General features: G+C 72.5%; 23 protein-coding genes. 3 read left to right on the top strand and 20 right to left on the bottom strand.

The window, feature by feature from the left end; translation table 11 throughout:
• Positions 1-137 precede the first annotated feature (137 nt).
• Entirely contained in the window at positions 138-1,130 is a 993-nt protein-coding gene (locus tag ACIWVC_RS24165; protein ID WP_396448839.1) for an LLM class flavin-dependent oxidoreductase, read from the bottom strand.
• A gap of 67 nt (positions 1,131-1,197) precedes the next feature.
• Here ACIWVC_RS24165 and ACIWVC_RS24160 point away from each other — a divergent pair, with 67 nt between their 5' ends.
• Positions 1,198-2,361, top strand: coding sequence for an acyl-CoA dehydrogenase family protein (locus tag ACIWVC_RS24160; protein ID WP_396448838.1), 1,164 nt, complete (start codon positions 1,198-1,200; stop codon positions 2,359-2,361).
• Positions 2,362-2,399: 38 nt separating this feature from the next.
• Here ACIWVC_RS24160 and ACIWVC_RS24155 read toward each other — a convergent pair whose 3' ends face one another.
• From ACIWVC_RS24155 to ACIWVC_RS24145, 3 genes are read right to left on the bottom strand one after another with little or no spacing between them, the layout of a single operon-like run.
• Positions 2,400-3,557: a CaiB/BaiF CoA transferase family protein gene (locus ACIWVC_RS24155; protein ID WP_396448837.1), complete on the bottom strand. Its 1,158-nt coding sequence runs from the start codon at positions 3,555-3,557 to the stop codon at positions 2,400-2,402.
• Positions 3,554-5,191, bottom strand: coding sequence for a thiamine pyrophosphate-binding protein (locus ACIWVC_RS24150; protein ID WP_396448836.1), 1,638 nt, complete (start codon positions 5,189-5,191; stop codon positions 3,554-3,556). The genes ACIWVC_RS24155 and ACIWVC_RS24150 overlap by 4 nt, the downstream gene beginning before the upstream one ends.
• 40 nt (positions 5,192-5,231) lie before the next feature.
• Positions 5,232-6,680: an aldehyde dehydrogenase family protein gene (locus ACIWVC_RS24145; protein ID WP_396448835.1), complete on the bottom strand. Its 1,449-nt coding sequence runs from the start codon at positions 6,678-6,680 to the stop codon at positions 5,232-5,234.
• Between the two features lie 82 nt (positions 6,681-6,762).
• Here ACIWVC_RS24145 and ACIWVC_RS24140 point away from each other — a divergent pair, with 82 nt between their 5' ends.
• Positions 6,763-7,950, top strand: a complete 1,188-nt coding sequence (locus tag ACIWVC_RS24140; RefSeq protein WP_396448834.1) for an amidohydrolase family protein — start codon at positions 6,763-6,765, stop codon at positions 7,948-7,950.
• On the opposite strand, the gene ACIWVC_RS24135 is transcribed toward ACIWVC_RS24140, so the two are convergent.
• Genes ACIWVC_RS24135 through ACIWVC_RS24070 form a run of 14 tightly spaced genes read right to left on the bottom strand, consistent with a single transcriptional unit; the run spans position 7,947 to position 21,267 of the window.
• Positions 7,947-8,642: a GntR family transcriptional regulator gene (locus tag ACIWVC_RS24135; protein ID WP_396448833.1), complete on the bottom strand. Its 696-nt coding sequence runs from the start codon at positions 8,640-8,642 to the stop codon at positions 7,947-7,949. The two genes, ACIWVC_RS24140 and ACIWVC_RS24135, sit on opposite strands and share 4 nt — an antisense overlap.
• A 33-nt stretch (positions 8,643-8,675) precedes the next feature.
• Positions 8,676-9,332, bottom strand: a complete 657-nt coding sequence (locus ACIWVC_RS24130) for an SRPBCC domain-containing protein (RefSeq protein ID WP_396448832.1) — start codon at positions 9,330-9,332, stop codon at positions 8,676-8,678.
• Positions 9,333-9,335: 3 nt separating this feature from the next.
• The gene (locus ACIWVC_RS24125) at positions 9,336-10,028 is read right to left on the bottom strand and encodes a (2Fe-2S)-binding protein (protein WP_396448831.1); all 693 of its coding nucleotides are present in this window, start codon (positions 10,026-10,028) and stop codon (positions 9,336-9,338) included.
• Positions 10,021-10,842, bottom strand: a complete 822-nt coding sequence (locus ACIWVC_RS24120) for an FAD binding domain-containing protein (RefSeq protein WP_396454606.1) — start codon at positions 10,840-10,842, stop codon at positions 10,021-10,023. The genes ACIWVC_RS24125 and ACIWVC_RS24120 overlap by 8 nt, the downstream gene beginning before the upstream one ends.
• Positions 10,839-13,169, bottom strand: coding sequence for a xanthine dehydrogenase family protein molybdopterin-binding subunit (locus ACIWVC_RS24115; RefSeq protein WP_396454605.1), 2,331 nt, complete (start codon positions 13,167-13,169; stop codon positions 10,839-10,841). The genes ACIWVC_RS24120 and ACIWVC_RS24115 overlap by 4 nt, the downstream gene beginning before the upstream one ends.
• Positions 13,166-13,921: a cysteine hydrolase family protein gene (locus ACIWVC_RS24110; RefSeq protein WP_396448828.1), complete on the bottom strand. Its 756-nt coding sequence runs from the start codon at positions 13,919-13,921 to the stop codon at positions 13,166-13,168. Before ACIWVC_RS24110 ends, ACIWVC_RS24115 begins: the two co-directional genes overlap by 4 nt.
• The gene (locus ACIWVC_RS24105) at positions 13,918-15,123 is read right to left on the bottom strand and encodes an amidohydrolase family protein (RefSeq protein WP_396454604.1); all 1,206 of its coding nucleotides are present in this window, start codon (positions 15,121-15,123) and stop codon (positions 13,918-13,920) included. Before ACIWVC_RS24105 ends, ACIWVC_RS24110 begins: the two co-directional genes overlap by 4 nt.
• Before the next feature lie 4 nt (positions 15,124-15,127).
• Positions 15,128-15,508, bottom strand: a complete 381-nt coding sequence (locus tag ACIWVC_RS24100; protein ID WP_396454603.1) for a RidA family protein — start codon at positions 15,506-15,508, stop codon at positions 15,128-15,130.
• 46 nt (positions 15,509-15,554) lie between these two features.
• Entirely contained in the window at positions 15,555-16,670 is a 1,116-nt protein-coding gene (locus ACIWVC_RS24095; protein ID WP_396448825.1) for a LeuA family protein, read from the bottom strand.
• Between the two features lie 43 nt (positions 16,671-16,713).
• Entirely contained in the window at positions 16,714-17,730 is a 1,017-nt protein-coding gene (locus tag ACIWVC_RS24090; protein WP_396448824.1) for an LLM class flavin-dependent oxidoreductase, read from the bottom strand.
• Between the two features lie 30 nt (positions 17,731-17,760).
• Positions 17,761-18,582, bottom strand: coding sequence for an ABC transporter permease (locus ACIWVC_RS24085; protein WP_396448823.1), 822 nt, complete (start codon positions 18,580-18,582; stop codon positions 17,761-17,763).
• A complete protein-coding gene (locus ACIWVC_RS24080; protein WP_396448822.1) occupies positions 18,579-19,355 on the bottom strand; it encodes an ABC transporter permease in 777 nt (258 codons plus the stop codon). The genes ACIWVC_RS24085 and ACIWVC_RS24080 overlap by 4 nt, the downstream gene beginning before the upstream one ends.
• A gap of 8 nt (positions 19,356-19,363) precedes the next feature.
• The gene (locus ACIWVC_RS24075) at positions 19,364-20,188 is read right to left on the bottom strand and encodes an ABC transporter ATP-binding protein (RefSeq protein ID WP_396448821.1); all 825 of its coding nucleotides are present in this window, start codon (positions 20,186-20,188) and stop codon (positions 19,364-19,366) included.
• A gap of 56 nt (positions 20,189-20,244) precedes the next feature.
• Positions 20,245-21,267, bottom strand: a complete 1,023-nt coding sequence (locus tag ACIWVC_RS24070) for an ABC transporter substrate-binding protein (protein ID WP_396448820.1) — start codon at positions 21,265-21,267, stop codon at positions 20,245-20,247.
• Between the two features lie 150 nt (positions 21,268-21,417).
• Here ACIWVC_RS24070 and ACIWVC_RS24065 point away from each other — a divergent pair, with 150 nt between their 5' ends.
• Entirely contained in the window at positions 21,418-22,071 is a 654-nt protein-coding gene (locus ACIWVC_RS24065) for a GntR family transcriptional regulator (protein ID WP_396448819.1), read from the top strand.
• 8 nt (positions 22,072-22,079) lie between these two features.
• Here the strand turns inward: ACIWVC_RS24065 and ACIWVC_RS24060 are convergent, their stop codons facing one another.
• Both ACIWVC_RS24060 and ACIWVC_RS24055 read right to left on the bottom strand, forming a co-directional pair.
• Positions 22,080-22,277, bottom strand: coding sequence for a hypothetical protein (locus tag ACIWVC_RS24060; protein WP_396448818.1), 198 nt, complete (start codon positions 22,275-22,277; stop codon positions 22,080-22,082).
• Between the two features lie 194 nt (positions 22,278-22,471).
• Positions 22,472-23,159, bottom strand: a 688-nt coding sequence (locus ACIWVC_RS24055; protein ID WP_396448817.1) for a glycosyltransferase, incomplete at its 5' end; no start/stop codon positions are given.

Below are 23,159 nucleotides of genomic sequence, written 5' to 3'. Positions count from 1 at the left end.
GTCCACTGTGGGCGACGCGGGCATCGTGGTTTCCAGGCACCGGACGCCCGACCGCGACGACCATCCCGCCATCACGGGCACGACCAGCCCGCCATTACGGGACAGCCACTGGCACGGAGTGGGAACGCCGGGGCGGGCTACAACTGGGCGGCTATTTCGGCGAACGTGCGGATGGGGGTGGCCCGGGTCTCGCCGGGGCGGACGAACGGGACGATCGACACTTGGTCGATCTTCAGCTCGGCCATTTCGGCGAGCCGGTCGCGGCATTGGTCCGGGGAGCCGGCGAGAGCGAAGAGGTCGACGAGTTCGTCCGGGACGATGTCGGCGTGGCTCGCCTCGGTGTCCATGTGGTGGTAGTAGTCGTAGCCGTCCCGGATGCGGTCGATGGCGGCCTGCAGTGACGGGTCGACCGCCGCGGGGAGCGGCCGGATGCACACCCGGGCGACGTGCGCCCTGGCCAGGTCGCGGGCGCGCACCGGGTCCTCGTCGATGGCGGTCGGCGTCCACAGCACGATGTGCAGGTCCGACAGGCTGCGGCCGGACTCGCGGGCGCCCTGCTCGATGGTGTCCAGTGCCGCGGTGATGAACTCGCGGGCGGTGCCGACCAGGACGATGACGCCGTCGGCGATCCGGCCGGCCAGCCGCAGGATCTTCGGCGCCGACGCCGCGATGTAGACCGGGACGTCGACCGGCTCGGCGAGGTAGGCGAGATGGTATTCGGCGCCGCTGTCGGGCTCCCGGACCGCCTCGCCGCGCAGCAGGGAGCGCAGTTCCGCGACCGCCTGCTCCAGTTCGGCGAGCGTGAGCGGCTTGAGCCCCATGGTCCGCAGGGAGGAATCGCCGGTACCGATGCCGAGGGCCACTCGGCCGCCGGTGAACTCGGCGAGGCTGGCCCATGTCGAGGCCAGCAGAGACCGGTGCCGGGTGACCGCGTTGGTCACCCCGGTGCCCAGCACGACCCGTTCGGTTCCGACCGCGGCCGCGCCCATCGTGACGGAGGACTCGCGCCAGATGTTCTGCGAGTCGCCGAACCAGACGTTGTCGTAGCCGAGGCTCTCGGCGAGCAGCGTGTGGTCGCGGATGGCACCCACCGGCTCCGTGGGGAAGAGCCCGACACCTTTACTGAACACGGCAACACTCCTGTATTATGAGTACTGTATACAATGTAGGATAAGCCGCCTCGGAAGGGAAGCACCCATGGCTCCGGGTCCACGCGCCCTGTTCGATCTGGACAAGCTCCTCACCGACGACGAACGGACGGTGCGCGACGCTGTACGCCGGTTCGCCACGGACAAGGTGCTCCCCCGGGTGCCCGACTGGTTCGAGCGGGGGATCCTGCCGCGCGAGCTCGCCACCGAATGCGGGGCGATGGGCCTGTTCGGCATGCACCTGCAGGGCTACGGCTGCGCCGGGATGACCGCGGTCGAGTACGGCCTGGCCTGCATGGAGCTTGAGGCCGTGGACAGCGGGCTGCGCAGCCTGGTCTCGGTCCAGGGTTCTCTGGCGATGACCGCGATCCACAGGTTCGGCACCGAAGAGCAGAAGAACCGGTGGCTGCCGAAGATGGCCGCCGGGGAGGTGGTCGGCTGCTTCGGGCTCACCGAACCCGACCACGGCAGCGACCCGGCCGGCATGCGCACCAGGGCGACCGCGTCGGACGGGGGCTGGGTGCTCAACGGCACCAAGATGTGGATAACGAACGGCGGCATCGCCGACGTCGCCGTGGTGTGGGCCCGCACCGACGAGGGCGTCCGCGGCTTCCTCGTCCCGCGCGACACGCCGGGGTTCACCGTCCGCGACGTGACGAGGAAACTGTCCCTGCGCGCGTCGGTCACCTCCGAGCTGGTGTTCGAGGACTGCCGGGTGCCGGCCGCGAGCCTCCTGCCGGGCGCCACCGGTCTGCGCGGGCCGCTCAGCTGCCTGAACGAGGCCCGCTACGGCATTCTGTGGGGCGTGCTGGGCGCCGCCCGGGCATGCTTCGACGCGGCCAGAGAGTACGCCCTGACCCGGGAGCAGTTCGGCCGGCCGATCGCGGGATTCCAGCTCACCCAGCGCAAGCTCGTGGACATGCAACTGGAGCTGACCAAGGGGCTGTTGCTGGCACTCCACCTGGGCCGGCTCAAGGACTCCGGAGAGATCACCCCGCAGCAGGTCAGCATGGGCAAGCTGAACAACGTGCGTGAAGCCCTGGCCATCGCCAGGGAGGCGAGGACCATCCTGGGCGCCAACGGGGTCACGCTGGACTACCCGGTGATCCGGCACATGAACAACCTCGAATCGGTCCTCACCTACGAAGGCACCAACGAGATCCAGACGCTCATCGTCGGTCAGGAACTGACCGGCCTGCCCGCGTACAGCTGAGCGGCCGCCCTGTCCCCCATGCCGGTGGCGCGGCAGGGCTACGCCCCCGATGCCTGGTTCGCCCGGAGCCAGTCCAGGACTTCCTCGGTGTGCTCGCCGAGCCTCGGCGGCCGCCGGGCACTGGTCGGGCTGGCGCCGTCCAAGCGGATCGGGCTCGCGACCTGCGGCACCGTCCCGTCGCCGTCGTCCAGCTCGCGGACCGGACGCAGGCCGAGCCGCTCGGCCAGCGCGAAGGCCTCGTCGACACCGTTCACGGGGCCGGAGGGGATGCCGGCGTCGGCCAGGCGGCGAAGGACCTCGCGGGCGGGCAGCGGACGGAACACGCGGTCCAGCGCGGCGAGCAGCTCCTCGCGGTTGGCCACCCGCGCGGCGTTGGTGCGGAACCGCTCGTCGGCGGAGAGCTCCGGGCACCCGAACGCGGCGCAGAGGGCGGCGAACTGGGCGTCCGTGCCCACGCCCACCGCGACCGGACGGTCGGCCGTGTGCAGCAGCTCGTACGGCGCGATGCTCGGATGCGCGTTGCCGAGCGCGGCCGGCGCCTCCCCGGTGCACAGGTAGGCCGACGCCTGGTTCACCAGGCCGCTCAGCAGCGAGGAGAGCAGGTTGATCTCGACATGGCCGCCGCGCCCGGTCCGCTCGCGGGCGCGCAGCGCGGCCAGCACGCCGATCGTCGCGTGCAGGCCGGCCAGGACGTCGACCAGGGCGACGCCGACCTTCATCGGCTCGCCGCCGGGCTCCCCGGTGATGCTCATCAGGCCGCCGACCGCCTGCACGATGAAGTCGTACCCGGGCAGGTCGCGGCCGCCCTCGGAGCCGAAACCGGAGATGGAGCAGTACACGAGCCCCGGGTTCGGCCCGGCCAGCTCGTCGTAGCCGAGACCGAGCCGGTCCATGGTGCCGACCCGGAAGTTCTCCACCAGCACGTCGGCGCGGGCGGCCAGCTCCCGCGCCGCCGCGCGCCCCCGTTCGTCCCGCAGGTCGAGCACGACGCTGCGCTTGCCCCGGTTCACCGACAGGAAGTACGTGCTGTCCTCGCCGTGGAACGGCGGGCCCCAGGCACGGGTGTCGTCTCCGCCGCCCGGCCGTTCCACCTTGATCACGTCGGCGCCCAGATCCGCCAGCGTCATCGTGGCGAGCGGGCCGGACAGGACCCGGGAGAAGTCGGCGACGACGACCCCGTCGAGCGGACCCGTCATTCGAACCACCGCGGCGAGGTGGTGCGCGGCGGCTGCAGGGCGGTCCGGGTGATCACCAGGCCCGGCAGCCCCGACGCGAGCGAGTCACGGAGCGCCTTCTCCAGTTCGGCGCCGACCCCGTCCGCCTCCCTGACCTCTATACCGAACGCGTCTCCGAGCGCCCCCCAGCGCGGGCTGTTCAGCTCGACGCCCCGGATCGGGTCGCCCGCGGCCTCCTGGTCGTAGCGGAGCATGCCGTACGCGGAGTCGTCGACGACGAGCACGGTCACCGGCATCCGGTACTGCGCCATCGTGGCCAGCTCCCCGGCGGCGAACAGGAACCCGCCGTCGCCGCAGACGGTGAGCACCTGCCGCCCGGCGGCGGCCGGTCCGAGGGACGCGGGCAGGGCGAAGCCGAGCGTGCCCCAGCCGACCGGGTACTGCAGCCGGCGGGCCCCGCCCACCCGGCCGTAGCCGCCGTACCAGTAGCCGGGCACGGCCATGTCGCACACGACCACGGTGTCGTCGGTGATCGCCGCCTCGACCGAGCGGAGGAACGCCACCGCGTCGGCCGAGCGGGGGTCGCCGGCGAGACGGCTCCAGACCGCCTCCCGCACCGCCCGCAGCGACCGTCCCGTGCCGGCGTCCCGGGCGGGGACCCGGTCGAGGACGGCGGAGAGGACGCCCGCGGCGTCGCCCAGCACCGCCAGGTCCGGCCGGTAGTTCTTGTCCAGGTCCGCCGCGGAGCAGTTGATCACCGCCAGCTCGGGCGGCATCGGCATCCGCCAGTTGCGGGTCATCATGCCGTCGAACCCGGTGCCGACCGCGAGCATCAGATCGGCGCCGGCGACCAGTTCGGCGACCTCCGGCTCGTGCGGCGGCAGCCCGACCGCGCACGGGTGGTCGCCGAGCACCCCGCGCGCCGCGTACGTGGTGATCACGGGGGCGTCCAGCCTTTCGGCGAGGCGGGCCAGCTGCGGCTCCGCCCCCGACTGCAGGACGCCGCCGCCGGCCCAGATCACCACCCGCTCGCGGTCGGCGAGCAGCCGGGCCAGCCGTGCCACGTCCGCGGCGCCGGCCTGCGCCCGCCGCGGCGCCGGCGGCGCCGGCGGCAGCTCGGCGGGCTGCGACAGGACATCGGTCGGGACGTCCACGTACACCGGCCCCCGCGGCCAGGCCAGCGCCGTGGCGGCCGCCTCGCGCAGCGCCTCGACGGCCGCCGCGGCGGTCCGCGGGCGGTAGACGGCCTTGGCGAGCGGTTCGAAGAGCCCCGCCTGATCGCGCGACTCGTGCAGCGCCCCGCGGACCGTCCCGGGGCGGGCCAGCGGGCTGGGGATCTCGCTGGCGACCAGGACGACCGGGGTCCCGCAGGCCGCGGCCTCGCCGAAGGCGCCGACCGCGTTGGCGGCGCCCGGCCCGGTGGTCACCAGCGCGGCGCCGAGCCCGCCCGTGGCGCGGGCCAGGCCGTCCGCGGCGTAGACGGTGGTCTGCTCGTGGCGCACCCCGACGATCTCCGGCATCCCGGGCGACCAGTCCCGCCAGAAGGCGAGGTTGTGCACGCCCGGCAAGCCGAAGATCCGCGTGACCCCCAGTTCGCCGAACATCTCCAGGTACCGCCGCGCGACGGTGGCGGCGGAGCCCTCAGTGCTGCTCAATCGTCCCCCTGGGTGGTCGTCGTTCCGCGCGCGGGCACGGTCAGCCCGCACGCAGGTACACGGTGGTGGTGCTGGTGTAGAAGTCCCGCGCGGCGCGGCCCTGCTCCTTCGGGCCGTAGCCGCTGTCCTTCGTGCCGCCGAACGGGACGTGCGGGTCCGCGCCGGCGGTCTCGGAGTTCACGTGCAGGACTCCGACGTGGAAGTCCTCCATCGCCCGGAGCACGAAGTCGAGGTCGTTGGTGAACACCGCCCCGGAAAGGCCGAACGCACTGTCGTTGGCCAGCCGGATGGCGTTCTCGCGGCCGTCGGCCCGGACGACGCTGAGCACGGGGCCGAACACCTCGTCGCGCCAGACGGAGGAGCCCGGCTCGGTCAGCCGCAGGACGGTGGGCGGCACGAAGTAGCCCTCGGCGCGTTCCCCGTCGGTGTACGGCGTGCTGCCGGTGATGACCTCGGCGCCATCGGCCACCGCGCCTTCGACGGCGGTCAGGATGTCGTCGCGGGCGTCCGCCGACACCGCGGGCCCGAGATCGGTGTCCGGCCGCAGGGGGTCGCCGACGCGCAGGCCCTCGACCAGCCCGCGGATCCGGTCCAGCAGCGCGTCCTCCACCGCCGCGTCGACCACCAGCCGGGACGTGGCCGTGCACTTCTGCCCGGTGGAGCGCATCGCGCCGGCGACGACCTCGGCCGCGGCATGGTCGAGGTCGGCGTCGGCCAGCACCACGGCGGCGTTCTTGCCGCCCATCTCGGCCTGCACGGGCTTGCGCAGCCGCGCGCAGACCTCCATCAGCCGGGTGCCGACCTCGGTGGAGCCGGTGAAGCTGAGCGCCGCCACACCGGGGTGCTCGACCATCCGCGTCCCCAGCGCTCCCGGCCCGACCAGCAGGGACAGCACGCCGTCCGGCAGGCCGGCCTCGGTGAGCGTCTCGGCCAGCCGCATGGCCAGCAGCGGGACGAGGCTGGCCGGCTTCCACACCACCGCGTTGCCGTGCACCAGGGCCGGGGCGATCTTCCAGGCCGGGATGGCCGCCGGGAAGTTCCACGGGGTGATCACCGCGACGACGCCGAGCGGGCGCCGCACCACCATGATCGATTCGCCGCGCCGGGGCGAGGAGTAGATCTCGCCGACGTCCCGGTGCGCCTCACCGGCGTTGAACCGGAAGATCTCCGCCGCCCGCCGGATCTCGCCGACCCCTTCCGCGAGGGTCTTGCCCTCCTCCCGCGTCAGCTCCGCGCCGTACTGCTCGGCCCGCTCGTCCAGGATCCGGGCTGCCGCGTCCAGCACTCCGGCCCGCTCGTGCATGGGGGTCCGCCGCCACTCGTCCGCGGCCGCCGACGCCGCCGCCACCGCCTCGTCGAGGTCGGCTCCGGTGGCGACCGCCAGCTCGGCGACGACCTCCCCCGGCCGCGCGGGGTTGCGCGACTCGGACCGCGGCCCGGCGCCGTCGCGCCAACGACCGGTGATCAGCTGCCGAACCCGGACCGCCATTCGCCCTCCTTGCGCCAGGGGGTCTTCCGATCAACGTTGTATCACGTATACATTCTCCACTCAACGGTCGAACGGAGGAACCATGGCGAAGGCATCGTCGGTGACGCTGGTGACCAACATCGGGACGCTGGTCACCGGTGAGGCGAACGCCCCGTCCGTGCACGACACCTCGGTATTGATCGAGGACGGCGTGGTGGTCGCGATCGGCGAGGACCACCCCCGTCCCGGCACCGTCGTCGACGCCAACGGGCAGACGGTGATTCCGGGCCTCGTCGACGGGCACGTGCACCCGACGGCCGGCGAGTGGACCCCGGCGCAGAACTCCACCGGCTGGGTCCGCAACTACCTGCAGGGCGGCACCACCACGATGGTGTCCGCCGGTGAGCTCCACGTACCCGGGCTGCCGTTCGAGGAGCTGTCGCCCGAACTGGTGCTCGGCCTGGCCACGCTGTCCCGCCGGACGATCGGCACCTTCCGGCCGTCGGGGGTCAAGGTGGACGCCGGGACGGTGCTGCTGGTGCCGGGCCTGCGGGAGGGCGACTTCGACCGGATGGCCGAGGCCGGCATCCGGCACCTGAAGTTCATCTTCTACGACTGGTCCAGGCTTGAGGACGGCGAAGCCGCCGACTACGTGACCTGGGCGCACGAGCGCGGCATGGTCGTGAAGATGCATTCCGGCGGCGTGTCCCGGTCGGGTTCCAGCCGGATCGCCGGACACGAGCTGGTGACCGCCGTACGGCCGGACGTCGTCGCGCACATCTCCGGGGGGCCGATCCCGATGCCCGACGAGGAGATCCGCGGCGTCATCGACGACCTCCCCGAAGCCGCCATCGAGGTGTGCAGCTCGATGAACTACCGCTCCACGAAGGTGACCGTCGACCACCTCGTCGCCACCGGCGCCCTGGACCGGCTGACGCTGGGCACCGACACCCCCGGCGGAACCGGGGTCATCCCGCGCGGGATGCTGCGCAACATCTGCTACCTGGCGAGCATGTGCGGGCTGGCGCCGGAGGACGCGGTGGCCGCGGCGACCGGGAACACGGCGCGGCTGCACCGGATCGCGGGCGGGGTGCTCGCGCCCGGCCGGCCGGCGGACCTGGTGGTGCTCGGTCCCATCCGGGGCTCGGCGGCGCGCGACGGGCTGGAGTCGTTCGCCCTCGGCGACCTGCCCGGGATCTCGGTCGTGCTCGTCGACGGCGAGCCGCTGGTGGACGGACGCAGCGAGCAGACCCCTCCCGCGCGCGACCCCGCCACCGTCCGCCGCGGTTAGTCGCCGCCCGCCGTCCCCGCGACCCGGGGACCGTCGCTCGCGGCCTGCCGGAGCCAGTCGACGATGGTCCCGCGATGCTGCGCCAGCAGGCTGAGCAGGGTGTCGGTGTCCCTGGCCCGGGCGGCCGCGAGGATCGGATCGTGCCCGGCGCTCATGCCGCGCCGGCCCGGCCGGGTGCGCAGGTAGCGGGACCGGTAGAGATCCGAGGCGTCCCATGCCTGGCGGAGTATCCGGGTCAGGCTCGGCATCTCCGCGGCCCCGTACAGCGAGAAGTGGAACCGGCGGTGCGCCTGGCCCCAGGACGCCAGGTCGTCGGCCCGCTCGTGCCGGTTCATCTCGGCGAGCGCGTCGCTCATCTCCGCGACCACCTGATCGGTGATCTTCGGTGCGCCGGCGCGCACCGCCTCGTCTTCGAGGATCTCGCGGAGCCGCTGGAGTTCCAGGAGCTCCTCCTCGGTCAGCTGGGTGACCTGGTAGCCGTGGTAGGCCGCGTAGCTGACCAGTCCTTCGCTCTCCAGGAGGCGCAGGGCGTCGCGCACCGGTACCCGGCTCACCCCGTACTCGGCGGCCAGCTGGTCGGGGAGTATCTGTGCGCCCGGGGAGAACCTCCCGGCCAGGATGGCTCTGCGGATCTCGGCGAAGACGGCCTCCTGCGCTGTCTTCGGACGCTTGCCGCTCTTCGCCGCTGCCATCGGGCCTCCTGACGACGGTTCGTCCGATCTCCGTCACCGTCCGGTACGAGCAAGCGCGGTCCGGCGGGGCCAACATGGTATCGGGTGCCCGCGCCCGGCTCGCCCGGCGAGCCGCGCGCAGCACGCTCCGGCGCAGAAGCCGGCGACCGCCGTCAGCGCCAGCCTGACCCGCCGGTCGGCGAGGGCTCCCCTGGCCAGGGCCGGCATGAACGACAGGACGGCGAGCGCCTCGGCGGTGTCGTCCGGCGACGCACCGGAGAGGTACCGGTCCAGGTTCCGGGTGAGCTGCTGGATCAGCCGCTCGGTGACCAGGTCGGCCGCCCCGTGCCCGAGCTGGGCGATCCGCCCCGACATCTCGACGTCCGTGTCGAGCCGGATCTCCGTCTCCGACGGCGTCACCGGGACCGCGGCGCCCTTCATCCGCATCCGGACCTGCCCCTGGGCACCGCCGCCCGCGGCGGTCAGCGTCACGGTCCGCCGGGACGCGTCGACCTCCGCCAGCTCGGCCGTTCCCGCGAAGACCGCCCGGATGCTGCCCAGGCGGACGGTCAGGTTCCCGTGATGGACCCCGTCCTCGACCGAGGTGACGGACGCGCCCGGCAGGCATCCGGCGACCACGGTGAGATCGGTCAGCGCCTCCCACACCGGGTCGATGGGATGGCCGACCCGGAAGACCTGCTCCAGTTTCACCGCTCACCTCCTCCGGCGGCGCAGAGCCGCGGCGCCCGCGAGCGCCCCGGCGGCGAACACCGCGACGTGCGCCAGCACCTCGGCGGCGACGGCGGCCGGCCTGCGCTCCCCGGGGTCCGGGGGCGGCTCGCCGACCGGCGCCGGCGTGAGCTCGGGCGGTCCGGTCAGCTCCCCGGCGTCCAGGCCGGTCCGCACGGCGTCCGCGCCGGGCAGCGCCACCGCCCCCTCGGCCCAGACGGTCAGAACCGCGTCGACGATGCCCTGATAGCCGGTGCACCGGCAGATGTTGCCGCTCAATCGCTCCCGCACGGCATCCTCGTCGAGGCTCCCGCCCCGGGTCGCGGCCAGGAGTTCGGTCGCGGCCGCGACGAATCCCGGCGTGCAGAAGCCGCACTGCAGCCCGTGCTCCTCGCTGAGCGCCTCCTGCAACCGGGACAGCCCCGAGGCCGGGGAGAGCCCTTCGACCGTCCAGACCGCGCCCCCGTCGGCCTGCGCGGCGAGCGTGGTGCACGTGCGGGCGGTGCGCCCGTCCAGGAGGACCGTGCAAGACCCGCAGACGCCCTGCTCGCATCCGAGGTGCGTCCCGGTGAGGCCGAGCCGGTCGCGCAGCAGGTCGGCCAGCGTGGTCCTCGGGTCCACCCACAGGTCGGCAGGAGACCCGTTGACCTGCAATGAGACCCTGAGACGTTCAGCCATGGCCCCTGGCACCTCCCCTCCTCCGGGCCGCCAGGACGGCCCGCTCGACCGCCGTCCGGCGCAGCGGCCCGTGCTCCCCCTCGTCGTCCTGCAGCAGTGCGGCGAGCGTTCCGGCGGCGGTGTCCGGCCCGTCGGGCGGGCGAACGCTCGCCACCCGGTGACCGCCGGCGCCGAAGGTGACCGCCACGGCGGGTTCCGCGTCGCCGTCCGGCAGCCGGACGGCCGCGCCGGCGAGCGCGAAGTCGCCGGTCCGGCGGGCGATCTCGTAGAACCCGGTGCGGCCGCCGCCCGGCGGGACGCGCAGCCAGGTGATCATCTCGTCCGGTTCGAGCACGGTCTCGTAGGGGCCGAGGACGAACTCCCGCGCCGGGACCTCCCGCGTACCGGCCGACCGGGACTCCACCAGCACCGTGGCGTCGAGCAGCATGGCCGCGGCCTGCAGCTCACCGCTCGGGTCGGCGTGCGCGAGGCTCCCCGCCAGCGTGCCGCGATGGCGGATGGCCGGGTGCCCGATGTGGCGGGCCGCCTCCGCCAGCACGGGCGCCGTCCGCGTTATCAGGGGGTGTTCGGCCACGACGTGGTGGCGCACCAAGGCGCCGATGTACAGCTCGCCGTCCACCATGCCGAGCCGGTTGAGCTCGGCCAGGCGCCCGATGTCGATCAGATGGCTCGGCCGGGCGATCCGCAGGTTCAGCATCGGCACGAGGCTCTGCCCTCCGGCGAGCAGGCGGGCGTCCTGCCCGGCCTCCGCGAGCATGTCCAGCGCCTCGGACCTGGTGTCCGCCCGGAGGTAGGCCAGCTCGGCGGGCTTCACCGGGGCCTCCGCAGCACCGACGGGTCCAGCGGCGTGCCGTCCATGTGGGTGCGGCCGCCGGTGGCGTCGTCGGCGGCACTGGCGATGGCCGCGTACCCGGGGATGATGCCGCTCTCCCCCACCCCCCGCACGCCCAGGGGGTTCATCCCGCTGGGGACCTCCACGTGCGCCAGCCGCATGCGCGGCACGTCCGTGGTGGACGGCAGCAGGTAGTCCATCAGCGTCGTCGTGAGCGGCTGACCGGACGGGTCGAACTCGAACCGCTCGAACAGGGCACCGCCGACGGCCTGGGCCACACCGCCCATGACCTGCCCCTTCACGATCGACGGGTGCAGCGACCGGCCGCCCTCGTCGACCGCGATGTAGCGCAGCACGCGGACGAGGCCCGTGTCCTCGTCCAGCGCCACCACGGCGGCGTGCGCTCCCGCGGTCCAGGTCACCGTCCGCGGGCGCCAGGTGTGCTCCCGCTCGATCAGCGGCGCGCCGGCGGAGCCCGCGGTGGAGCCCCCGGCGGCGTCCTGCCGCTCCTCGGCCAGCGCCAGGGCCAGCTCCTGCCAGGTGACCTTCGTGTCGGAGTCCGGATGGTAGAACCCGAACTCGTTCAGCCGCACCTCATCGGTCCGCCAGTGGTCGCCGTACAACCGGGCCAGCTCCCGCTTCGCCTCGTCCACCAGTCCGGCCGCCGCCGCGGCCACCGCCGGTCCGGCGTTGGCGGCGGACCGGCTGGCGTAGCTGCCGATCCCCTCCCCGGTGATCCCCGTGTCCGCGTGCGTGACCTCCACCGCTTCCAGGGGCACGCGCAGTTCGTCCGCGGCCACCTGCGCCAGGGTGGTCTCGTGGCCCTGCCCGCTCGACGAAGCGCCGGACGACACCTCGAAGCCGCCCGACGGCAGCAGCGCGACCCGCCCCACCTCGAACGGCCCGAGCCCGGTGCCCTCGGTGAACATGGCGTAGCCGGTGCCGAGCCGCTCCCCCTCGCGGAGTTCCTCGCGGGACAGCGCGTCCAGGTCCACGCGCTCCACCTCGGCCACGCAGCGGTCGAGCAACTCCCGGTAGTCGCCGCCGTCGTAGACGATCGGCTGGCCGTCGTGGTAGGTCGCCCCGACCCGGTACGGCAGTTCGCCGGCGCCGATCACGTTGCGCCGCCGGATCTCCACGCGGCTCAGTCCGAGGACGGACGCGGCCCGGTCGAGCAGCCGCTCCATGGCGAAGCACGCCTCCGGCCGTCCGGCGCCGCGGTACTGCGTCGTCGGAGTCTTGTTGGTGAGCACCGCCCGGCCGGTGATGTCGAACGACGGGACGCGGTACGGGCCGAGACCATGGATCGCGCCGTTCGCGGTGACGCCGCCGAGCCAGAAGTTGTGCGCGCCGATGTCGACCACGAAGTCGTCGGTGTACCCGAGGATCCGGCCGTCGCGGTCGAGCACGAGCCGGTTGCTGTGCCGGCGGTCCCGGGAGTGCGCCGTGGCCACCAGGTGCTCGGCCCGGTCCTCGACCCACGCGACCCGGCGGCGCAGATAGCGGGCCAGCACGCAGGCGACCAGCTCCTCGCCGTAGATGTTGGCCTTGGTGCCGAACCCGCCGCCGACGTCCGGGACGCTGACCCGCAGGTCCGACCGCGGCCACCCCAGGGCCTTGCACAGAGCGGTGCGCACGTGGTGCGGGATCTGGCTGGAGGTGATCAGGTGGACGCTCATGGACTCGATGTCGAAGTCGGCGATGACGCCGCGGGTCTCCAGCGGCACGCCGGAGTGCCGGCCCACCCGGTACGTGCCCTCGACCACGACCGGGCCTTCGGGCACGGTGCCCTTGGCGAGCCGCAGCGATGCCGCGACGTTCCCTTCGCAGCCCGGCCGCACCGGTGGGGCGCCCTCGGCGAGCGCGTCCGCCACCGTGTACACGCCGGGCAGGTCCCGGTACTCGACCTCGACCCTCTCCGCGGCGTCCTCGGCCAGATACCGGTCGGTCGCCACGACCACGGCCACCGGTTCGCCGACGTAGCGGACGCGGTCGACGGCGATCGCGTCGACCCGCAGCGGCGCGGTCTGGAACCCGGTCGCCTCGGCGAACCGCGGGTCGGGCAGGTAGATCGGCAGCAGCGGCCCGGCCATCCGGGCGAACGTCCGCCCGTCCAGCACCGTGACCACGCCGGGTGAGGCGAGCGCCTTCGCCGCGTCGACGCGCACGATGGACGCCGACGCGCGCGGGCTGCGCACGAAGGCGAACTGCAGCGCGTCGCCGACCAGGTCCGCCAGGAAGGCGCCCTCGCCGCGCAGCAGACGCGGATCCTCCCGGCGCGCGACGCTGGTCCCGACGAGGCGCCTCATGGCACCCGCCCGGCGTCGGGGTCCCATTCGGCGCAGGCGAACGGTTCACCGGCCGCGCACGCGTCCATGTAGCCGGCGGTCTCGGCGCAGTCGGTCACGTTGGCGTAGCGCATGTCCATGTCGAACAGCGACACCTTGTGCGGGACGGGAGTGCGGTCGAACACCGCTTCGTGCGGGACGAGAACGGTGAGGCCGGCGCCGAACGCGTCCAGCACCGTGGCCCGCACGCAGCCCCCGGTGGCGCACCCGGTCACGATCAGCGTGTCCACCTCGCGGCGGCGCAGCTCATCGAGCAGCGGGGTTTCGTACAGCGCGCTGGCCGACGGCTTGGTGAACACCAGCTCGCCGTCCCGCGGCGCGATGTCGCGGTGGATGTCGCTCACCCACGCCGGCGCCGAGGCCAGCTCGGACGCCCGCCGGTTCTTCCCCGTCCACAGGCCCCGGTCGGCGGCCATCCTCGAATAGCCGACCGGCACACCGGTGCGGCGGGCGTGATCGATCAGCTCCCGGATCCGCGGGAGCGCCCGCCACGCGGCATCACCGCACGCGTTCGGGAACCGGTCGAGGACGCCGGGCAGGCTCATGTCGCCGTCCCCGTCTCCGGTGAACTCGTAGGTCACGTCGACGACCACCAGGGCGGGCCGCGTGCCCGGCACCGACCGGCCGCCGTACCCGGCGGCCAGGTGCACCCGCCACTCGTCCGGACCGACCACGTCGGCCCACGGTGCGATCCGCGTCGGTGAACTGCTCATGTCGTCTCCAGGGTCGGCAGGACGGCGGGCGGCGGGGTGTAGCGGCCGGGAAGAGCGGCGACGCTCCCGCCGCTCACCACGGCGCCGACTCCGACGATTTCGCCGGCCTCCAGCGCGTCCGCCGCGGTCGGGTGCGCCGATCCGCGCACCGGGCCGACCAGCAGCAGGTCGGCCGGGCGGCCCTCGGCCAGCGCACCGCCGGGGATTCCGTGCGCCTCGGCGACGTTCGCGGTGCCGCAGCGCAGCGCGGTCGCGGCGTCCACCCCGCCGAGGCCCGCGATGGCCGCGATGACCTGGAGCGGGCCGCGCGGCATCGTGCCGTTGCCGCCGGGCGTGTCGGTGCCGACCGTGATCCGGTGCAGCTCGCCGCGGTCCCGCAGCATCCCGACCAGGTCGCGCAGCACCCGCAGGTTCCCGCCGAGGATCAGCTCGATGCGGCAGTCGGTCCGCTCCACGATCGCGGCGAGCGCCGCGTCGTCCATCGGAATCGGGCCGCCGTTGGCGTGCGCCAGCACCCGCGGCGCCACCGCGGCGACGAGGTCGGCGTCCGCTTCGAGGCTGTGCCCCTGATAGGACGTCCCGCCCGCGTGCATCTTGGTGACCAGGCCGAACTCGCCGGCCCACTTGCCGTAGGCGGCGACCTCGTCCTCCCACCGCCGCCCGGCGAACGGATAGTAGATGTACTTGACGCACTTCCCGCCCGCCTCGGCCACCTGCCGGAAGCATTCCCGGTCCATGCCGGGTACCGCCAGCAGGGTCCCCGCGTAGACGCGCGGCGGGGCGGCGATATTGCCGAACGCCCACGCCGAATGGGCGGCGAGCCGGGTGGCTGCCTCGGGCGTCAGCTCGGCGGAGCTGAACCCGGGGAACGTCAGCTCGCCCGCCGACACCATGGCGGTGACCCCGGCGTTCAAGTAGGTGTCGGTCCACCCGTGACCGGGCGGCACCACCGACACCGCCCCCGCCACCGGGTGCACGTGCCCGTCGATGAGCCCGGGAACGGCGGTCAGGCCGGCGGCGTCGAGCACGGCCACCTGCTCGCCGTCCCGCTCCAGCTCGTGCAGCGCGGCGCCGACCCCCTCCCCGATCGCCAGTATCCGGCCGTGCGCGCACAGGAGTTCGCCGTCGGCACGCCAGCCCCACGACGGTTCGGCACCGAGCAGCCCGCCGAGGTTGCGCACGTGCAGCGCCGGGCTCACCATGGCCTCACTTCCCCAGGTACGCGACGGCGTCGAGTTCGACCTCGCCGATTCCGAGCGCGCCCGCCTGGATCGTCGTCCTGGCCGGGTAGGGGCTTTCGAAGAACTCCTCGAACGCCTTGTTCATCCCTGCGTAGTCGGCGAAGTCGACCAGGTAGACGTTCACCTTCACCACCGACGTCCGGTCCGCGCCGCGCGTGGCGAGCACCGCCTCCATGTTCTCCAGGCACTGCCGGGTGGACGCGACGATGTCGCCTTCGACGATCTCGCCGCTCCGCGCTCTGGCGACCATGCCGGACACGTGGAGCCAGTCGCCGGCGACGACGCCGTGCGACAACGGCACCTTGGGCGCGGCCATGGTGTCGGCGTTGAACTTGTCCAGGGTCATCTCGTGCCGCCTTCCTCTTTCCGCTTGCAGTTCCCCATGCCGGGAGTCAGTTGCCGGCCTGGGCGCGGACCGCTCGCACCAGGTCCGCGGTGCTGAGCACGCGCCGGTACTCCTCGGCGGTGTCCTTCAATGCCTCGACCAGCCGTCCGACATCGACCTTCGCGGCGTCGATGCGCAGCTCCGCCAGCAGGTGCTCCACGGCCTGCCGGCCGGAGGTCTTGCCGAGCACCACGCCGGAGCGGCGGCCGACCCGCTCCGCCTCGACCGGCTGGGCGGCCAGCGGGTCCTTGACGTACCCGCTGATCGAGATGCCGGAGACGTGCCGGAACGAATTCCTGCCGGTGATCGCGCGGTTGTCCTGCAGCCCGAGCCGCATCAGCTCGGCCGCCCGGATGAAGCTGTGGCCCAGCCGGTCGACGGCGAGCCCGGTCTTCACCCCGAGCAGCACCTCCAGGGCACCGGCCACCTCCTCGGTCGCGGTGTTGCCCGCGCGCTCGCCCACCCCGGCGATGCTGGACGACACCGCGTCCGCACCCGCCTCGACCGCGGCGATCGCGTTGGCCGTCGCCAGCCCGAAGTCGTCGTGGAAGTGCACCTCGATCGGCAGCCCGAACTCGTCCTTGCACCACCGGACCAGGTCGGCGGCCACCTTGGGCGTGCCGACTCCGACGGTGTCGACGACCCTGATGGCGTCGATGAGCCCCAGCCGGTTCAGCTCGCCGTAGATCGCCCGGAGGTCTTCCCTGTCGGTGCGCAGGGTGTCGTAGGCGCTGGCGTAGGTGACCAGCCCGTGCTCCTTGGCCCTGGTGTGCGCCGCGACCGCCGCGTCGACCATCTGCCGCACCGACCAGCCGAACTTGGCCTTCAGCTGGTGCGGGCTCACCGGGCTGGAGACGACCACCCCCCACAGGCCGCAGTCGGCCGCCATGTCGACGTCGTCGACCCTCGCCCGGCAGACGCCGAGGGTCTCGGGGATCGCCCCGCTCTCCACCACCGCGGCGATCGCCTCGCGCTCGCCGGCCGAGATCGCCGGGGTGCCGATCTCGGCCCGGCGGACGCCGACGTCCCGCAGGATCGCGGCGATGGCCTTCTTCTCCGCCGCGCCGAGCACGACGCCCGGCTGCTGCTCTCCCTCACGCAACGTGCAATCGCTGATCAGCACGGTCCCTCCCGCTCCCTTCCCTGCCTCCCGGTCCGCTCCGCGCTCATGCCAGCCAGGAATCGTTGAGCAGCTTGTTCAGCCGGGCCACCTGGTCGTGGACGTCGCGTCCCATCACCACGAGCCCGATCTCGTCCACGGGGAGCCGTGCCGCGGCGTTCAGGCCGGCGAGCACCTGGTCCTCCGTTCCGGCGATGGCGAAGTCGCGCAGCACCTCGACCGGCAGTTCCTCGCCGTGCCCGCTCCCGTGCGACATGTGGTGGGAGAAGTCGTAGCCCGCGCGGATGCGCTCCCGGGCCGCGTCCACCTCCGGGCTGGTGTCGAACGCCAGCGGGTGCCGCAGGATCGAGGCCACCCAGGGCCGCACGTCCGCCCAGGCCCGCTCCTCCTCGCCGATCGCGCAGGCCACCCACAGCACCGAGTGCAGCGTCGCCGGGTCCTTGCCGGCAGCGCGGCGGCCGGCCGCGACCCGCTCCAGCACCTGATCCACCGCGCCGGGCACGATCCCCGGCACGATGATCGCGCCGTCGCCCAGCTCTCCGGCCAGTTCCAGCGTCTTCGGCCCGCTGCCGCTGAGCAGGATCTCCACCTGCCGGGGCGGCCGATCCCAGGACACCTCCGGGCCGTCCGGCCCGGTGTCGGCGGCGGCGTCGGCGAGCAGGGTCCGCATGCCGTGCACCGCCGAGCGCAGTTCGGCCAGCCTCGCCACCCCGCCGTTGAGCCGGCGCAGGGCGCTGTCACCGACGCCGATCCCGAGCCGGACGCGGCCCGGAGCGTACTCGTCGAGGGTCTGGACGGTGGACGCGGTGACGGTCCAGTGCCGGTTCACCGGGTTGGTGACCGCCGGCCCGTAGCGCAGGGTCTCGGTGGCGGCCAGGCACAACGCGATGGTCGCCCAGCACTCCCGCCAGATCAGCGGGCTGTCACCGATCCACAGCGTGTCGACGATGCCGCCGTCCAGCTCCCGCGCGAGATCGATCGTCGCCCTGGTGTCCCTCGTCGGGTAGTAGCCGACGCTCACCAGGGGACGCACCGGATCCCCGACCGGCTCGTTGCTTCGCACCACAATGCCCTCCCGATTCCCGGTCGTCGTTCAACGCCAGCGGCGGGCCATCCGCCGCTCGAGCGCCCACAGGCTCGTGGTCCCTGCCAGCGAGGTGATGATCAGCAGGAGCACCGCGGCCCCCATCAGGTCGTACTGCGCCAGCGTGTACTTGGAGATGATGATCTGGCCGAGGCCGCCCTTGGAGCCGATGATCTCGGCGAAGACCACACCGACCAGGCTGAGGCTGAACGCCAGCCGCAGCCCGACCGCGAGCGAGGGCAGCGCGGCGGGGATGTCCAGCTTCAGCAGCCGCTGATGCCACGGCATGGACAGGGACCTGGCCACCTTGCCGTAGATCGCCGGCACCGCGGCCAGCGCGCCGCCGAAGTTGATGATCACCGGGAACACGCCGAAGATGAACCCCATCGTCACCTGGGACGCCGAGCCCAGCCCGAAGACGAGCATCAGCACCGGGTAGATGGCGATCTTGGGAATCCCGTTCAGCGCCAGGATGGCGGGCTCCAGCGTGCGCCTGGCGAGCGCGGACAGGCCGATCAGCGCCCCGAGGAGCACACCGGCGATCACCGAGAGCACGAACGCCGTCAAGCCGTCCACCGCGGTCTTGCGGACCGCGTCGGTGAACTCCTCCGAAGAGAAGTTGCCGGCCAGGACCCGCACCGTCGCCAGCGGATCCGGCACCACGAACAGCGCGAGGGACAGCAGATACCAGACGGCGACGGCGACTCCGAGGACCACCAGCGGACCGACGGGGATCCTGCCGCGCCGGCCCGCCGGCCGGTCCCGCCGCGACGCGAGGGCCGCCGCCTCTTCCCGGGTCGCCACCGCCGCGGTGGCGCGGTCGCCGCTCATCCGTGGTGCCTCAGCGACACCGCGCTCACCGCGAGGAGCGCGGTCACGACCACGAAGGACAGCGCGAGGGTGGCCGCGAGGAACAGGTACATGCTCGGCACGTTGAACGTCTCGTACTGGTACCGGACGGCATAGCCGAGCCCTTCACTACTGACCATGAACTCCATCCCGATCGTGCCGACGAGGCTGTAGACCGCCCCCACCCGCGCACCCGTGAAGATCTCCGGCAGCGCCCCCGGCAGTTCGATCCGGCGGAACCGCAGCAGCGGGGGCATCTGCAGTGCCAGGCCCACCATCTTGTGGATCTCCTTCTGCTCCCGGAACCCGATCCAGGTGTTGAGCGCCACCGGGACCGAGCACATCACCGTGGAGATCGCGATGATCGGCCACGAGTTGATGCCCAGCAGCACCAGCAGGAACGGGTAGAACACCACCAGCGGCACGGCGTAGAAGGCCAGCAGGTACGGCTCCAGCGCGCGCCCGACGACCGGCAGCCGCCAGAACAGCACGCCGAGCCCGAAGCCCAGCAGGCACCCGGCCACCAGTCCCGCCAGCACCCGGACGGTCGTGACCGCCAGGTGGTCGAGGAAGGTCGCCGGGGCCGGGTCGCTCAGCTGGGTCTGCGCCCCGATGATCCTCCCCACCTCGGGGAAGGTCCGGGTGTCCACCAGGCCCGACTCCGTGGCGAGCCACCAGCCCGCGACGATGAGGACCGCCAGGGCGAAGAAGGTGAGCACCTGCGACCAGAGTGCTCGGAACAACTCCCGCTGCATGATCCCCCCTACCTCGAGCTGAGGAGATGCTCGCGCTCGTCGAAGGCGCGCTGCGACTCCTTCTGCAGCACGCTCCAGATGCGCGCGCTGAGATGCTGGTACTCGTCCGTGCTGAGCAGCTCGGGCCCGCGCGGATACTCGAACGGGACCGGCAACCGCTCGCGGATCGTCGCCGGCCGGTAGGACATCACCCAGACCTCCTGGCTGAGCAGGAGGGCCTCCTGGATGTCGTGGGTGACGAACAGGACGGTCTTGTTCGTGCTCTGCCACATCTGCAGCAGCTCGACACCGATCATCAGCCGGGTCTGCGGGTCGAGCGCGCCGAACGGCTCGTCCATGAGCAGGACCGACGGGTCCAAAGCCAGGGTCCGCGCGATGGCGACCCGCTGGCGCATCCCGCCGGACAGCTCCCTCGGGTAGGCGTGCTCGAAACCCGTCAGCCCGACGAGATCGATCATCTCCCTGGCCCGGCTGATCTGGGCGGCCTTGCGCATGCGCTCGACCTCGAGGCCCAGCCGCACATTGTCGATCACCGTGCGCCAGGGCAGTGTGGAGTCCTCCTGGAACACCACGCCGATCGAGCGGCGCGGGCCGCGGACGGGTTCCCCGTCCACGGACACCGCGCCGGTCGACGGCTTGACCAGCCCGGCCACGATGTTGAGCAGCGTCGACTTGCCGCAGCCGGACGGACCGACGATGGAGACGAACCTGCCCTGGCCCACCGCGGCGTCGATGGGCGACAGCGCGTGCGTGGTCCCGCCGCCGCGTAGGCCGAAGGTCTTCGACACTCCTTCGATCAGCAGATGCGCTTCTCTCGGCTCGGACTTTTCCACTGCGGCGTCTCCGTTCGGTCTTGCTGCGTATCAGGCCGGGCAGGGCCAGGACGAGGTCAGAGCTCGGCCTTGGCGTCCCCCGGCAGGTACTGCTGGTCGAAGATCTTCTTCCAGTCGATCGGCCCGGAGACCTGACCGGACAGGTTCATCAGCTCCGAGACGGTGTCCAGCGCCTCCGGCACCGTCTTGAAGGAGTAGATCTCCTCGGCGGGGATGCCGGCGTCCGCGATGCTCTTCTCGATGATCGCCGCGTCGATGTTCATGATCTTGCTCAGCGCGGGGGCCATCTTCCCCGGATCGCCGGCGATGTCGCCGAACACCTTCGACATGGCGGCGAAGAACGACGGCATCGCCTCCGGGTTCTTCTCCGCCCACTCCTTGTTCACCACGACCATGTCGGCGGGGAACCAGGGCAGCGTCTTCGGAGCGTCGATGACCACCTTGGCGCCGTCGTTCTGCACCTTCTCGGTGATGAACGGCTCCATGGCCCATCCGCCGACGACCTGGCCGCTCTTGCTGGCCGCCCAGTTCTCCCCCATGCCGCCGGCCGGGACGATCTCGCTGAACTTGATGTTCTGCTTCTTCTCGATCCCCGCCAGCAGCAGGTTCACCGTGGCGCCGGGCACCGAGCCGCCGATCTTCTTGCCGTTGAGGTCCGGTACCTCCTTCGGACCGATCCAGTAGAAGCCGTTCCGCGGCGCCCACAGGCTGACGATCTTCACTCGCGGGTCGCTCTGCGCCGCGAGCACCGACGCGGCCGGCGAGCCGATGGCGATCTCGGCGTCCCCGGTGCTCAGCGCACGGAGGGTGTTGCCGCCGCCGGACGCCGAGGCGAACTCGACGTCGAGCCCCGCGTTCGCGAAGTCTCCGCGATCGGCGGCGATCTTCAGCGCCGCCATGAACGGAAGCGTGTCGATCAGCGTCGCGGTGATCCGGACCTTGGTCCGCCCTCCCTCACCGCTGCTGCCGCCGTCGTCACCCGATCCGCATGCCGTGACCCCCAGCACGAGCGTGGCCGCCGCCAGCACGGCCCCCGCTCGTGTCCGGGCCCTCCACCACCTGCTCGTGAGCTCTCCCATGACAACCTCCCAGTTGCATATCGGGTAATGTATATGAGATCCATTCCATGTCAACGGTGTCTTGCCCGGTTCGACCGAGTCCCTCGGCCGGCGGATGAGATCATCGGGGGCGACGCACTACCCGGCCGCTACAGCAGACAGGGGAGAGCCGTGGTTTTCAGACGACCGCTGACGGCCCAGGCGGCGGTTCTTCAGGAGTTGAGGCGGTCGATCCTCGAAGGCGAGCTCAAGCCGGGCACCCAGATCGTGCAGGACGCCTTCGCCGAGCGACTGGGGCTCAGCCGGGTGCCGGTGCGGGAGGCGCTGAAGATCCTCGAAGGCGAGGGGCAGGTCCGCTACTCACCGCATCGCGGCTACTTCGTGACCGAGCTGGACATCAGCGAGCTGCTGGAGATCTACCGCATCCGCGAGCTGCTGGAGACGGAGACCGTCCGCAGGGCCGCCCCCAGGTTGACCGACGAGGATCTGAACCGGCTCTCCACTGCCATCGACGGCATGGCGGCGGCGAGCGAGGCCACCGACATCGTGGCGCTCACCAACGCCAACCGCGAGTTCCACTTCGTGCTGTTCAACCCGTCCGGCATGCCGCGCTTCGTCCGGATGATCCGGCAGCTCTGGGACGCCTCGGACCCGTACCGGTCCCTGTACTTCGCCGACCCCGACCACCGCGACGTCGTGGACGCCGAGCACCGCGGCATCCTCGACGCCGCACGTGAACGCGACACGGAAGCCCTCGTCCGCCTGCTCAACGAACACCGGGACCACGCGATCGCGGGCCTCAAGAAGGTGCTCGACCGCTCCTGAAGGCACGCTCACGTGCTCGGCTCGGGAACCTTGCAGTTGGCGGTGGGGTTGAGACCGATGTAGTTGAGCGGACCGGACGCCCAGGTGATTCCGATGGTGGCGATCTTGGCGCAGCTGCCGTCGAAATGGGCGTAGTAGTGGCGCTGTCCCGCGGCGAGCGCCCCTATGATCAGCCAGGCGACGAGCATCCACCGTCCGGACCTCATCGATACCTCCGGTGCCCACGTCGCCGACCCTGGGGTACGACAGTAGCGACAAGATCGCCCATAGTTAAGCAGGTCGGACCAGGTGTGTCATCTCATCCATGTCTCGCGCGGCCGCCGCGTCCCCGGCGCCGCTCCGCGGACCGGCCTCGGTGGACCAACCTGGGCGGACCGCTGCGCCCGGGGCCGGCAGCCGCCTATGCGACGGGTCCGGGCGTGCCGGTGAGGGCGAGCAGGCGGTGGGCCGCGGTCAGCGTGCCGTCGGAGTCGATCGTCGGTGCGACGGCACGCGCGGTCGGCGCGGCGTCCAGCGCTTGGCCGAGGGCGTCGCGCAGGCTGCCGGCGGGCGGGACGGACGCGCCCAGCCCGAGGCGGCGGACGCGCTCCGCGTGGTAGTGCTGGTCGAACATCTGCGGCAGGATCACCTGCGGTGTCCCGGCCCTGGCGGCGACGGTGGTCGTCCCCGCGCCCCCGTGATGGACGACGGCCGCCACCCGGCGGAAGAGCGCCTGCTGGTTGACTTCGCCGATCGAGAGGCAGCCGGGGTCGCCGGCGACGGCGGCCAGGTCCGCCCAGCCGCTCGAGATCACGACGCGGCGGCCGATGGCACGGGCCGCGTCGAGCACCTTCGCGACGATGCCGTCCGGGGCGCGCATGCTGCCGAGCCCGAAGTACACCGGCGGTTCGCCCTCGGCGAGGAACGCCTCCAGTGCGGGGTCCAGCGGGCGGGTGTCGTCGAGCAGCCAGGCCCCGGTCTGCAGGACGTCCAGGCCGGGCGGGCCGGGCCAGGGCGCGAGGACCGCGTCGGCCGCGAGCCATGGACGGCCGGTGAACAGGTGGGAGCGCACGTCCGCGACGGGTTCGAGGCCGAGCCGCCGGCGCTGG

This window comes from Actinomadura sp., from assembly GCF_044508335.1.
Taxonomy (GTDB): Bacteria; Actinomycetota; Actinomycetes; order Streptosporangiales; family Streptosporangiaceae; genus Spirillospora.
This window is presented reverse-complemented; position numbering and strand designations above follow the sequence as displayed.